Source organism: Devosia sp. Leaf420 (genome assembly GCF_001425445.1).
GTDB lineage: Bacteria > Pseudomonadota > Alphaproteobacteria > Rhizobiales > Devosiaceae > Devosia.
The window spans coordinates 89802-102236 of sequence record NZ_LMQU01000012.1; the positions used below are offsets into that span (position 1 = coordinate 89802).

Below are 12435 nucleotides of genomic sequence, written 5' to 3' on the forward strand. Positions count from 1 at the left end.
CGCTCACTGGCCGGCCTCCATCAGAGCGGCAAAGTCTTCTGGCGAATGCGCCTCGACGCGGAAAAACATGATGTCGTGCCCTTCGCCGCAATATTCGGCGCATTGGCCCCAATAGGTGCCGCGTTCGTCGGCCTCGAGCCGGATGAGGTTGGTGTGGCCGGGAATGGCGTCGATCTTGCCGCCGAGGCGCGGGATCCAGAAGGAGTGGATGACATCGGCTGAAGTCACGGCAAAATCCACGGGTTGCCCGGCGGGTATGTGCACCACCTGCTCCTCGGACGTCGTGCCGTTAGGATAGCCGAAACGCCATTGCCAGCGTTCGGCGGTCACCTCGATGCGCAATGGTTTATCGCCGCGCGGCAGCAATTGTTCGCCGAGAACAAGCGCCGTACCCGTCAGCAGCACGAGCACCGGAATGGGCAGGATGAGGCCGCCGCCGATGATCCAATGCCCCGGCTTGAGCCGCGACAGAGTGCCAGTCCGGAAATAGGCGAGAAAGAACAGTGCCATGACGATGGCAAACAGCCCCATCGCGCCCCAGAGCATGACCCACCAGAGCGTCGCGAGATTGGCGGCACGGGGGCCGGCTGGGTCAAGCGTCGATAATTCGCCGCCGCAACCGGCCAAGAGGAACGGCGTTGCTGCAAGAGCAGAGATTTTTGAGAGGGAAACGACCCAGTGGCGGATACGACGCAGGACAGCGAAGAGCGGGAAATCACGCTGGAAGAGGGGCGGGAGATCGACGCCGGTCATCCCAACCCCATCATTCGTGAAATTGCCGAAAAGGACGTGAGTTCGGCCATTGCCGTCGCCGGACATCCGCTTCACGCCATGCTGGTGCACTTCCCCATCGCCTTCGTGATCTCGACGCTGGGCATCGACATTTTTTATTGGTTCACCGGGGACGAATTCTGGCTCGAAGTCGGCAAATGGTCGGCTGGCGCGGCATTCGTTTTCGGCGTGCTTGCGGCCGTCGTGGGCACGCTCGAATTGCTTGCCGTGCCCGGCATTCGTGTACGCGTCGCGAGCTGGAACCATGCGATTGCGGCCATGGTGATGTTGGCCATCGTCGGCGCCAATACCGGCCTTCGTCTCTTCTGGCCCGAAACCGTCTTGCCCAATGGCCTGATGCTCTCGGTTCTGTCGAGCATGGCCGCGGGCTTTGCCGGCTGGCATGGAGGCAAGCTGATTTTCGATCATGGTGTCGGCCTCCTCATATCATCCAAGCAATGAAGGGACGGGCGATCTCGCCCAGCCGCCCCGGGACGAAGAGGTCCGCGACGAAGCCGGGCCATTCGAGCCGGGGTTTGCCCAGAACAAGAATGAGAATGGTGCTCACGGTCAGCAGCGTCAGCGGCATGACGATGAGAAACCGGACCATGGGATAGGCGCGGTTGGGCTCGAAAAGCCGCAGGATCATCAGGCCGGAAAAGATATGGATGCCCGTCATCACCGAGACGGCCAGGAGCTTGGCTGAAAACCAGGCCTCATAGGTGGCCATCAGAAAGATCAGCACCGTCCCCGAACCGACCGCGACGAAGGCGGCGGGCGAGACGATCGCCACATAGAAAAACCGGGTGAAGGCGTGGAGGCGATAGAGGGCCTCGTCTTCGAGGCCCTTGCGCTGCAAATAGAGGAAGGGCAGGGCGATGAGCCCTGAACTCCAGAGCGCGATGCTGGCGACGTGAATAAATTTGAGCCACGTGACGATCATCGCGCCGCCTGCCTGATCCCCAGCGCATCGACCAGTCGCCAGAGGACGAGTGCGAGAAGCGGCAGATTGGCCGGCACCCACATGATCAAGCCGCCAAGCTGCTGGTCGTCCACTGGCGAGAGGCCGAAGGCGGCGCTGGTGGTAAAATGCGGCAGGTAAAGCGGGTTCTGGGCAAAGACCAGCAGCGCCCCGAGCATGCCCATCTGAATGGCACTGGTCAGCGCGCCCAGAGCCGACGACATGGGGGCGGTGGAGTGGAGGAGGCCCAACCATAGCCAGGTAAAACTGGCGAGAAGGCTGAATTGCATCGCCCAGTAAATGAGGGGATGCGTGAAGGCCGACGTGTAGAGATCCGGGCTATGCCAAAGCCAAAGCGCCGCTGTCGACAGCGCAACAGGCAGCAAGAGATTGTGCCGTTCGCCCAAACGTTTCGGCAGTGCCAGCGCAAGCAGTGGCGCCACGACCATCGTCAGGAGCACGTGATGCCCAACACGGGCCGAAAAGAGGCTAACGGTCAGCGCGCAAAGCGGCGAGACGAAGAGGATTGCAGCAATGAGCCAGGCGGACAGAAAGGCCATCCGCCTGACGTTCGAAGTGTCCCGAAGACAGAAACCGCCGACGAGAGCCACGGCAATAAGACCAGCCAGTAGGCCCGGTTCAAAATTCCAGCGGCTCCAGAGGTCCGCAGGAATGGCCGGCTGGCCGCAATAGCTCATGTCAAACGAGAAGGGTCCTGCCACGGCCACGATTGCCCCTATAAAACAAGGAGCGCCAAGGGCGCTGAGGGCGTTTTACGGACAAAGGTGGTCGGGCAAGTTTGCGCCAGGCCGCGGTTTTTCGCGAATAACGCAACGCCCTCGCATAGGACACACGTCGTCCATCGCCACCCATCTGCCCCCTCATCGCTGTGCGATGCAACCTGCGCGCCCATTTGCTCTCCCTGCAGTCTCAGAGGCGCAACGCCGTGATTTCGACACGGTTCCACAAAGCCCACCGTTCGCGTGCCTGGAATTGCCTGCGCCCTCAGGCTGCGAGCATGAGGTTTACCCGATAGGTGCTGAGAACGGCTTCGAGATCGTTCGGCGCACGGCCCGTGATATCTGCAACGCCCGCCGAGACACGATCCTCGCTGCCTTCCGCAATTGCCGCGTCCATAAGGGCAAGCGTCGTCGCGTAATCATCTGGCAGGCCATTGGCTCTGTGACGCGCGGCGAGTTGCTCCGGGGTCAGGTTGATGTGCCGTATCGTCCGCCCAGAAATCTTGGACAGAACCGCAGCGACATCAGCATAAGTCAGCGACTGAGGGCCGGTCAGCACGATATCCGCATTCTGCACGAGGCTTGAATCCAACAGGACCCTTGCGGCAACTGCAGCGATGTCGCTCGCGTCGATAAACGGGACGCGGCCTTGGCCGGTAGCCGAGTAAATCGCATTGTCCTCGTGGATGGACGACAGGTGCTGCGTGACGAAATTCTGCATGAACCATGTCGGGCGTAATACCGACCAGTTCACATCCTGCTCCGCGAGCCACTCATGCACCGCCCCCATCATCGGCCCGCCGCGCGGCAGCGATGAGGCCGAAAGCAGCACGAATTTTTCGACCCCTCCCTCGATGGCCTGCTCCAGAAATGGCAGCATCACCGCAAGCGGCTCGCTCGTATCCGTCGGCGCAACGAGATAGATTTTGCTCACGCCATCGAGTGCCAGATCATAGCTTTGGCCGTCCCGCCAATCGAATTGCCGATCGTGCGGACCATCCGGCTTGCGCGTGGCTCTGACGAAGTCGGCCTCTGCGGTGTTGAGGTGGCGTGTGAGAGCACTGCCGGTCGTTCCCGTTGCTCCGGTAATGAGAATGCGGTCAGCCATTGTTCGCCCCGTTCTTCTTTGCCGGATTGGCCTCTGCCGTCGTCATCAGAGCGACGGGGTTCCAGTAATCCTTGTAGTGAACGATCTTGCCTTGCCTTGTGCGGATCACCGAAATGTATCGCTGCTCATAGGGTTTTGCTGGTCGCCTTCACCGTCCCCACACCTTCGAATTCAACGATGGTAACGTCCGGATCTTCGGTCCGAAGGACCGCGACATTGTCGAGCGCATCGATCGTGATCATGTCCCCGACATTTTTCAGATAGGCCCGCAGAGCCTCCTTGCCGTCCACCCGCTTGACCATGTCCGGGAGCGCATAGGGAAACTCCATCACGACATCATCGGCGACCATGTCGATATAAGTCGGCGCGTTTTGGTCGACGCGATCTGCCAGCGCATAGCGCAGCATGGCGGAGAAGCTTTGAAATGGATCCGTCATTGGACTAACCTTTCGTCGGAACACTATCGTTCCAACCATCTAGGGAGCGTTACGATGGAACGCAACCGTTCCGACGAAAAGAATTCTGGTCGGCTTGCGAGTGGCGCTGCGGTGAAGCGTCCTCAAATCACCGACGCATTGAGCCGCGCCTTCTTTGAAGAATGGGCGCGTGTCGGCTATGCCCGGCTTAGTCTCGAGAAAGTTGCCGGCGCCGCTGGCGTCGGCAAGGCGGCGCTCTATCGCCGGTGGTCGTCAAAGGCCGAGATGGCGAGCGATCTCCTCTCCCAAGTTGGCATTGATCTGACCCGGACTGAGGACATGGGCTCGCTTGAAGCCGACGTCGAAGCGCTCCTCCGCGCTATCCGGCGGGTTCTGCGCCATCGCGTGATAAAGCGCATCCTCGTCGATCTTCACGCCGAAATGGGCCGTGAGCCGGCCTTGGCCGACGCCATTCGGCCCTTTCAGTTCGCACGGCGCGAGCAGGCCAATGCCTTTATGGATCGCGCCATCGCGCGTGGCGAGTTGCCGCCGACGGTCGATCGCGCAGCAATTGCCGATTTTCTCGCAGCTCCGCTCTATTGGCGGCTCATCGTTCTCGGGGGCAAAGCCGGGTGTGAGCACATTCGTCGTCTGGCCCGGATGATTGCGGCCGCGGCGAAAGCGAGTGGAGACGAATAGAGGAAGATTAGTCAGTCAGGGTTTTCACCGAGGCCCGCTCGACCAGTTTAGGCACCAGCATCACCCGCTGCGGCGGAAGCCGGTACCGGGTGCCGTGCATCCGGTCGAGAAGCAGGCGGAAGGCCGCGATGCCCATATCGCCGCCGGGCAGCCGAACTGTCGTCAGGGGCGGAGAGATCTGCGTCGCAGCAGCAAAATCGCCATAACCGACGACCGAAATGTCTTCAGGAACCCGCAAACCCATGCGGTGCAGTTCAGAAACGACATGGACCCCCAGCGCATCGTGCGCGCAGAATAGAGCCGTCGGCATGTCGCCCTCGATCTTGAGATCAAGAAACGCCCCGGCAAAGCCGTCCCCGCCGAACTGGATTTCGATGACGCTGGCCCCGTCCTGATTGATCAGCGCTTCGCGGAGGCCAAAAAGGCGCTCCATGCGGCCGCGCAATACCCGGCTGCCATGCACGAAGCCGATCCGCCGGTGGCCGCGCTCCAACAGATATTGCCCGATGGCATTGCCTGCCTCATGGTCGGCGCCGGTCACCTGGTCGACCTCTTCGAGCGGCAGCACCCAGCCCAATCGCACGACGGGCTTTCCGGCCGCCTTCAAGACCTGCAAGGTCGCGGTATCATGTTGCCCGACAAGGACAACGCCGGCGCTCACGCGCGCAATGTTCTCGACACTGGTGGCTACTGCCGTCCAGTGGATTTGCACCTGATAGCCCGACTCCGCCGCCTCCCTCTGGATGCCGTTCTGCATCTGCATCCAGAGTTCGCTGTTCACCGGGTCATGGTCGTTGAAGATGATGTGGATTGCAGGGCGGGTTGCTGCCACGTCGACAGCGCGAAGGTAACCCAGTTCGAGCGCCTTGGCCGTCACGCGCGTCCGGGTTTCTTCGCTAACGCCATCCTTACCCGCAAGAGCTCTCGAAACCGCGAACTTTGAGATCGCCAATTGGTCGGCGATTTCCTGCAATGTGATTTTCTTCAATCGCTCACCCATGGCGTTTGTTAGGTTGTATCACGCCAAAAGTTTTGCGCAAGTTTTGTATTTTCGGTCATAATAGCTGAGCAATTTCAGTGAAATGACCATATTTCGATTTTCTCCATTTCAATCCGCCTAAACGTATTGACCTAACAGTCTGGTATTGATTGGCTATTGTTAGCTTGAAGAGCGGCGTTTTAGCCGTCCGAGCTGAGGAGGGATCGATGACCAATATTTCTCGCAGAACATTTCTGGCCGCAACTGGCGCTGTACTCGTGCTGCCGGCCATTCCGGCCTTCGCTCAGGCGCCGTTGAAGGAAGCGCCGGCGCTGGCCGAAGCGGTTGCTGCCGGTACTATTCCGCCGCTCGCCGAACGCCTGCCGCTCAACCCTATGGTGGTGCAGCCCTTCGAAAGCGTCGGCCAATATGGCGGCGACCTCCGCGCTGCGCTTGTCGGCGGCGGCTCGCTCAACATGATGCACCGCTATCAGGGCTATGAGCCGCTCGTGCGCTATACCCCAGGTTTCGGCGGAGTCATCCCCAATGTCGCCGAGAGCTTTGAAGCCAACGAAGATGCGACGGCCTATACGTTCAAGCTACGCGAAGGCCACAAGTGGTCCGATGGCACGCCCTTCACCACCGACGACGTGATGTTCTTCTACGAAGACATCCTCCTCAACGAAGAGCTCGCCCAATCCCCGCCGACCCCGCTCCGCTCGACCGATGGGAGCACTGCGACCTTCGAAAAGATCGACGATCTGACCTTCCGCATCGTCTTCGCCCAGCCCAATGGCCTCCTGCCGCTGCGTCTCGCCTGGGCCAATGATGATCGCACGACCCGCACCCCGCGCCACTATCTCGAGCAGTTCCACATCAAGTACAATCCTGATGCCGACAAGCTCGCGACTGATCAGGGCCTGACCGGCTGGGTCCAGCTCTTCCAGATCAAGAGCGGTATCGCTGTCGATGGCGAAATCTTCAAGAACAAGGACATGCCGACGCTTTACGGCTGGCGCGTCACCCAGCCGATCGGCGAGTCCGCCGAATACTCGATCTCCGAGCGTAATCCCTACTATTTCAAGGTCGATACCGACGGCAATCAACTGCCCTATATCGACCGGATTACCTATGCGGTCGCGGCCGACAACGAAGTACTGCTGCTCAAGGCGCTGCAGGGCGAGATCGATCTTCTCGACCAGTGGATCTGCACCCCGGCCAACCGCGCCGTGCTCTATGATGGGCAGGAAACCGGCCAATACGGGTTCTACACCACGACCTCGACCGAGCCCAACGAGATGGTGTTCCAGCTCAACCTGACCCATCCCGATCCCGCCAAGCGCGCGCTTTATCAAAACAAGGATTTCCGCGCCGCGCTCAGCCATTCGATCGATCGTCAGGCCGTCATCGATACGATCTTCATCGGGCAGGGCGCGCCGGCTCAGCCATCCATCCGCCCCGAAGATCCGCTCTACAATGAGCAGCTCGCCACCCAGTTCACCGCCTACGATACCGCCAAGGCCAATGAACTCTTGGATGCCATCATTCCCAATAAGGATGGGGAAGGCATGCGCCTCGACGAGGCCGGCAAGCGCGTGACCATAATCTTCGAGATCGATCAGGTCCGCCAGACCTTCGTCGACAGCTTCCAGCTTGTCCTGCCCATGCTCCGCGCCGTTGGCATCGACGCCCAGATGCGCACCATGGATCGCTCGCTCTGGGAAGTCCGCGTGCGTCAGGGCGGAGAATATGACGCCACTGTGCACAAATTCGGCGGCAATGGCGGCATCGTCGCCATTCTCGATCCGCGTTACTTCTTCCCCAATACCACCGAGGCCATGTACGCCAAGGGCTGGCAGATCTGGTACAACGACAAGGACTCCGTCGACGCCGTCGAGCCACCGGAAGCCACCAAGCGCCAGTTCGAAGCCTATAACGAGTTGCGTCAGTCGAGCGACCCGGTTCGTCAGAACGAGCTGATGGCCGAAATCCTCCAGATCGCCGCCGACGAGTTCTACGTTTTCGGCATTACTCTGCCGCTCGACGGCTATGGCATCGTCGCCAATCGCCTCAAGAATGTGCAGCCGACCATGCCCAATTCCTGGGGTTATCCGACGCCCGCGCCGACCAATCCCGAGCAATACTACCTCAGCTGATCGCTCCCAACGTCAGCTTTGCACCGGCGGTCCCTCCGCCGCCGGTGCACACACCATAAAACCAGAACAACCGGATCGTCCGATGCTCAAGATCGAAGACAGCCCGTCTACTCTCCGGACGCCAGATTGGTACAAGACGGCCACGCGCTGGACGCAGCTCACGTTCGTCGAGGACGATCCGCAGCGCTATGACCCCGCCTTCTGGGTCGATGTGTTCAAGCGCACCCAGTCCAACGCCATCTGCCTCTCGGCCGGCGGTTACATCGCTTACTATCCAAGCGAAATTCCGCTGCATTATGTGTCAAAGTTCATCGGCGACACCGACCCCTTTGGCACGCTTGTCGCTGAAGCGCGCAAACTCGACATGCACGTCATGGCCCGGGTCGATCCCCACGCCATCCATGCCGACGCCGCCGAAGCGCACCCCGAATGGGTGTCGCTCACTGCCGATCGCCAGCCGCGCGAGCACTGGGCCATGCCCGGCATTTTCGTCACCTGCGCCTATTCGAGCTACAATTTCGACTTCATGACCAAGGTGATCGTCGAGATCGCGGAAAAATACGACATCGACGCGCTCTTCGGAAATCGCTGGCAAGGTCACGGCGTCTGCTACTGCAAGGCCTGCGAAGACAACTTCCGCCACGCGAGCGGCTTCGACCTGCCGGAAACGACCACCGCTTCCGATCCCGTCTGGCAGGCTTGGGCCGCCTGGCGCCGCACGACGCTGACCAAGCTCGTTGCCCATTGGGACACCGAAGTCAAAAAGGTGAAGCCGCATGCCAGCTTCATTCCCAATATGAGCGGTTCCTCGCTCATGGAATTCGACCTTTCGGTCATCAAGAAGCATTGCCCCATTCTGTTCGTCGACCACCAGGGCCGCCGCAATGTCGAGCCCGCGTGGTCCGCCGGCCGCAACGGCAAGCGCATCCGCGCCACGTTCCGCGATCGGCCAGTGGGGCTCATCACCTCCATCGGTCCCGAGGAAATCCCGCGCTGGAAGGACTCGGTACAGACCGGCCCCGAAATCGAGCAATGGATCCACGCCGGCATCACCCAGGGCCTCTTTCCCTGGTTCACCAAGTTCAACGCCTGCATCCCGGATGATCGCTGGGTCGAGCCGACGGCCAATGCCTTCAAGCTCCACGCCAAGGTCGAGCCGGTCATCGGCTCCATGCTGCCGAAGGCCGAGATCGCTGTCATCGATCCCGCAACAACCCTCCGCCATTGGGACCCCGACAAGCGTCATCTCGCCGAACTCAACGACATGGGTTTTTACCACGCCCTCGTCGAAGCCCGGCTGCCGTTCGAATTCCTCTCCGACCAGATCATGACCATCGAGGAACTGCGCCGTTACAAGCTCGTCATCCTCGCCAACGCCACTTACCTGTCCGATGCCCAGTGCCAGGCGCTGCGCGATTTCGTCGCCGAAGGTGGTTCCGTCGTCGCCGCGCACCAGACCTCGCTCTACGACGAAAAGGGCGCGGCCCGATCCGACTTCGGCCTCGCCGATGTCTTCGGCGTGAAAATGACCTCGGCTCCGCGCGCCAATGTCCGCAATTCCTACGTCGCTCTCAAAGGCACCCATCCGATCAATGCTGGCTTCGGCACTGCCCAGCGCATCATCGGCGGCACCGAGGACGTTGCGGTTGAACCCACCACATCAGTGGAAACGCCTTTTCTCAAGATCCCAGACTTCCCCGATCTGCCGATGGAAGAAGTCTATCCGCGCCTGCCGCCCCAGGGCGTCGGGGTCGCCGCCCGCACGACCGAAGCCGGTGGCCGCGTTGTCTACATCCCTTGGAATATCGGCGAGGTGTTCTGGACCTATATGGCCGAAGACCAGGGCCGCCTCATCGCCAACGCCGTCAAATGGGCGCTTGGCAAGGAACCCGAAGTCACGGTAATCGGCCGCGGTGTCTTCGATGTCGGCCTCCACGAAGACGAAAAGGGCAGGGCGCTCTGCCTCCTCAATCTCACCAATCCGATGATGATGAAGGGACCCCTCCGCGATACCTGGCCCGTTGGCCCGCTGACAGCCACGCTCGAAATCCCCCAGGGGAAAAAAGCTAAATCCGTCAATCTTTTGGTCGCGGATAAACAAGTGCAATTTGCAATCGCCGACGGCCGTGTAACCGTCGACATCAGCCAGATCGAGACCATGGAGGTGGTCCATCTGGTTTGGGAGTGAGTGAGAGGAACCCTTCCAGCCGTCCGCGCCCACGGCGTCATTCCCGCGAAAGCGGGAATCCCATTCCCAACCCGAGATCCCCGCTTTCGCGGGGATGACGCCAAGAAAATAGAGAAACCAGTTTCTCCCCAATCGCCGCCGCTATCCCTCCCCTGCCAGGGGGAGGCTAGGTGGGGTTCTGAGGGAGCCACCAAACCACCCGGCCCGACGGCATCCCCGCCGGACCACCCCGCAAAGCCGAAAGAGGAGCGGCAATGCTGAACTATATCTTGAAGCGACTGGTCTACATGATCCCGACCCTGATCGGCATGTCGATCATCTCGTTCGCCATCATCCAACTGCCACCGGGCGATTATCTGACTTCGTTACTCTCGACGCTCGCCGATGGCGGCGCGCCGATCGATCCCGCGACTGTCGAGCGCCTGCGTTCCCAATATGGCTTGGATCAGCCGATCTGGATCCAATACGGCAAGTGGATGCTGGGCATCCTCACCCGCGGCGATTTCGGGTTCTCTTTTGAGTGGAACCAGCCAGTCTCGGAAGTGATCTGGTCACGCATGGGCTCGACCCTCGCCATTTCCTTCGCCGCACTGCTCCTCGTCTGGGCCGTGTCGCTCCCCATCGGCATCTATTCCGCCGTGCGCCGCAATTCGATAGGCGACCACGTCTTTACCTTCTTCGGCTTCATCGGCCTTGCCGTGCCAAACTTCATTTTGGCGCTGACGCTGATGTATGTTTCCTTCCGCGTGTTCGGCCAATCCGTCGGCGGCCTCTTCTCGCCCGAATATGTCGACGCGCCCTGGAGCCTCGAAAAACTCTGGGATCTGATCCTCCACCTCTGGATCCCCATCCTCGTCATCGGCATGTCCGGCACAGCCGCGATGATCCGCATTCTCCGCGCCAATCTCACCGACGAGTTGTCAAAACCCTATGTGACCACGGCACGGGCCAAGGGGCTGCCGGAATACAAGGTCATCGTGAAATACCCGGTGCGGATCGCGCTCAATCCCTTCGTCTCGGCCATTGGCTGGGTGCTGCCCGAACTCGTTTCCGGCGTCACCATCACCGCCATCGTCCTCAACCTGCCGACTGCGGGCCCGCTGCTCCTCCGGGCGCTCGTCGCGCAGGACATGTATCTCGCCGGGAGCTTCATTCTGCTCCTGAGCGTGCTGACCCTCGTTGGCATGCTCGTGTCCGACATCCTGCTCGCGCTGCTCGATCCGCGCATCCGCTACAATTGAGGTGATGCGATGACCCTTACGCCCATCCTCGATGCCAAGCTTGCCGAAGACGGCCCGGCCATTTCCGGCCTCAAGCCCGGCATGGACCCGATCTCCGACGCTGCCGCCGGTCAATGGACCCTGATCTGGCGCAAATTCCTCAAGCAGAAAGTCGCCCTCTTCTGCGGCGGCGTGATTTTGGTTCTTTATCTCATCGGCGCCTTCGCCGAATTCCTCGCACCCGGCCTGCCCGACACCAGCCGCGCGCAATACACTTACGCGCCGCCACAAAGCATCGGCCTCTTCACGCCCGATGGTCAGTTCCAATTCCACGTAAAAGGCTACACCGTCGAGATCGATAAGGCAGCGCTCCGCCGCACCTTCGTCGTCGATGACAGCGTCATCGTCCCCGTGGGCCTTTTCGTCGAAGGTCCCGCCTATAAGTTCTGGGGCCTCTTCGAGACCAACCGGCACCTCATTGGCGCGCTCGATCCCACCCAGCCAATGTATCTGCTCGGTGCCGATCGCCTCGGCCGTGATCTTCTCAGCCGGCTGATCTATGGCACGCGCATTTCCATGTCGATTGGCCTCATCGGTGTTTGCATGTCGCTGGTGCTCGGCGTCGTCCTCGGCTCCATTTCCGGCTATTTCGGTGGCTGGGTCGATACCGTCATCCAGCGCATCATCGAAGTCGTCAGCGCCATGCCGACCATTCCGCTCTGGCTTGGCCTCGCCGCCGCCATTCCGCTCACCTGGTCACCGCTCAACGTCTATTTTGTCATCACCATCATCGTCTCATTGCTGGGGTGGACAGGCCTCGCCCGCGAGGTCCGCGGCCGCTTCTTCTCCCTCCGCAACGAGGACTTTGTGACGGCCGCCAAGCTCGATGGCTCCTCCGAACGCCGTGTCATCTTCCGGCATATCCTGCCCTCGTTGACGAGCCATATCCTAGCCGTCGTCACGCTAGCCGTGCCTTCGATGATCATCGCCGAGACCTCGCTTTCTTTCCTCGGCGTCGGGCTCAAGGCGCCCGTAGTCTCCTGGGGCGTGCTGCTGCAGGACGCGCAGAATATTCGCTCGATCTCAACCGCGCCCTGGCTTCTCATCTGGCCAAGCCTTGCCGTCGTGATCGCGGTTCTCTCCTTCAATTTCTTCGGCGATGGCCTCCGCGATGCCGCCGACCCCTATGAAACCTGA

12 protein-coding genes are annotated in these 12435 nt (G+C 60.8%); 6 read left to right on the top strand and 6 right to left on the bottom strand.

The annotated features are described in order from the left end of the window. Positions 1-3 precede the first annotated feature (3 nt). Entirely contained in the window at positions 4-627 is a 624-nt protein-coding gene (gene coxB / locus ASG47_RS13765; protein WP_244487110.1) for a cytochrome c oxidase subunit II, read from the bottom strand. A gap of 51 nt (positions 628-678) precedes the next feature. On the opposite strand from coxB, the gene ASG47_RS13770 reads away from it, so the two are divergent. Beyond that, positions 679-1233 carry a DUF2231 domain-containing protein gene (locus ASG47_RS13770; RefSeq protein ID WP_320408925.1) on the top strand — a complete coding sequence of 185 codons (555 nt, stop codon included), beginning with the start codon at positions 679-681 and terminating at the stop codon, positions 1231-1233. Here the strand turns inward: ASG47_RS13770 and ASG47_RS13775 are convergent. The 4 genes from ASG47_RS13775 to ASG47_RS13790 form a co-directional block, all read right to left on the bottom strand. Then, positions 1214-1714, bottom strand: a complete 501-nt coding sequence (locus ASG47_RS13775) for a CopD family protein (protein WP_156464116.1) — start codon at positions 1712-1714, stop codon at positions 1214-1216. The genes ASG47_RS13770 and ASG47_RS13775 overlap by 20 nt on opposite strands. Then, positions 1711-2460 (bottom strand): cytochrome c oxidase assembly protein, encoded by a 750-nt coding sequence (locus tag ASG47_RS13780; protein ID WP_244484157.1) that lies wholly within the window; start codon positions 2458-2460, stop codon positions 1711-1713. The genes ASG47_RS13775 and ASG47_RS13780 overlap by 4 nt, the downstream gene beginning before the upstream one ends. Positions 2461-2737: 277 nt before the next feature. Beyond that, positions 2738-3580, bottom strand: coding sequence for an NmrA family NAD(P)-binding protein (locus tag ASG47_RS13785; RefSeq protein ID WP_061909975.1), 843 nt, complete (start codon positions 3578-3580; stop codon positions 2738-2740). 125 nt (positions 3581-3705) lie between these two features. Continuing rightward, a complete protein-coding gene (locus ASG47_RS13790) occupies positions 3706-4017 on the bottom strand; it encodes a nuclear transport factor 2 family protein (RefSeq protein WP_156464117.1) in 312 nt (103 codons plus the stop codon). A gap of 54 nt (positions 4018-4071) precedes the next feature. On the opposite strand from ASG47_RS13790, the gene ASG47_RS13795 reads away from it, so the two are divergent. Then, entirely contained in the window at positions 4072-4695 is a 624-nt protein-coding gene (locus tag ASG47_RS13795) for a TetR-like C-terminal domain-containing protein (protein WP_061909977.1), read from the top strand. Positions 4696-4702: 7 nt separating this feature from the next. On the opposite strand, the gene ASG47_RS13800 is transcribed toward ASG47_RS13795, so the two are convergent. Further along, complete coding sequence (locus ASG47_RS13800; protein WP_244487111.1) at positions 4703-5683, bottom strand: LacI family DNA-binding transcriptional regulator; 981 nt, start codon at positions 5681-5683, stop codon at positions 4703-4705. A gap of 218 nt (positions 5684-5901) precedes the next feature. Between ASG47_RS13800 and ASG47_RS13805 the strand changes: the two genes are divergently transcribed. The 4 genes from ASG47_RS13805 (at position 5902) to ASG47_RS13820 (ending at position 12435) form a co-directional block, all read left to right on the top strand. After that, positions 5902-7830, top strand: a complete 1929-nt coding sequence (locus ASG47_RS13805) for an ABC transporter substrate-binding protein (protein ID WP_061909981.1) — start codon at positions 5902-5904, stop codon at positions 7828-7830. An 82-nt stretch (positions 7831-7912) separates the two neighbouring features. Next, complete coding sequence (locus ASG47_RS13810; protein WP_061909983.1) at positions 7913-10018, top strand: family 10 glycosylhydrolase; 2106 nt, start codon at positions 7913-7915, stop codon at positions 10016-10018. A gap of 254 nt (positions 10019-10272) precedes the next feature. Then, a complete protein-coding gene (locus ASG47_RS13815; RefSeq protein ID WP_046141300.1) occupies positions 10273-11259 on the top strand; it encodes an ABC transporter permease in 987 nt (328 codons plus the stop codon). A gap of 9 nt (positions 11260-11268) precedes the next feature. Continuing rightward, positions 11269-12435 carry an ABC transporter permease gene (locus ASG47_RS13820; RefSeq protein WP_061909985.1) on the top strand — a complete coding sequence of 389 codons (1167 nt, stop codon included), beginning with the start codon at positions 11269-11271 and terminating at the stop codon, positions 12433-12435.

What these genes read in the sequence shown, in the direction of transcription:
- ASG47_RS13775 (WP_156464116.1), bottom strand. Translation starts at nt 1,714, where the DNA reads ATGATCGTCACGTGGCTCAAATTTATTCACGTCGCCAGCATCGCGCTC.
- ASG47_RS13785 (WP_061909975.1), bottom strand. Translation starts at nt 3,580, where the DNA reads ATGGCTGACCGCATTCTCATTACCGGAGCAACGGGAACGACCGGCAGT.
- ASG47_RS13790 (WP_156464117.1), bottom strand. Translation starts at nt 4,017, where the DNA reads ATGACGGATCCATTTCAAAGCTTCTCCGCCATGCTGCGCTATGCGCTG.
- ASG47_RS13795 (WP_061909977.1), top strand. Translation starts at nt 4,072, where the DNA reads ATGGAACGCAACCGTTCCGACGAAAAGAATTCTGGTCGGCTTGCGAGT.
- ASG47_RS13805 (WP_061909981.1), top strand. Translation starts at nt 5,902, where the DNA reads ATGACCAATATTTCTCGCAGAACATTTCTGGCCGCAACTGGCGCTGTA.
- ASG47_RS13810 (WP_061909983.1), top strand. Translation starts at nt 7,913, where the DNA reads ATGCTCAAGATCGAAGACAGCCCGTCTACTCTCCGGACGCCAGATTGG.
- ASG47_RS13815 (WP_046141300.1), top strand. Translation starts at nt 10,273, where the DNA reads ATGCTGAACTATATCTTGAAGCGACTGGTCTACATGATCCCGACCCTG.
- ASG47_RS13820 (WP_061909985.1), top strand. Translation starts at nt 11,269, where the DNA reads ATGACCCTTACGCCCATCCTCGATGCCAAGCTTGCCGAAGACGGCCCG.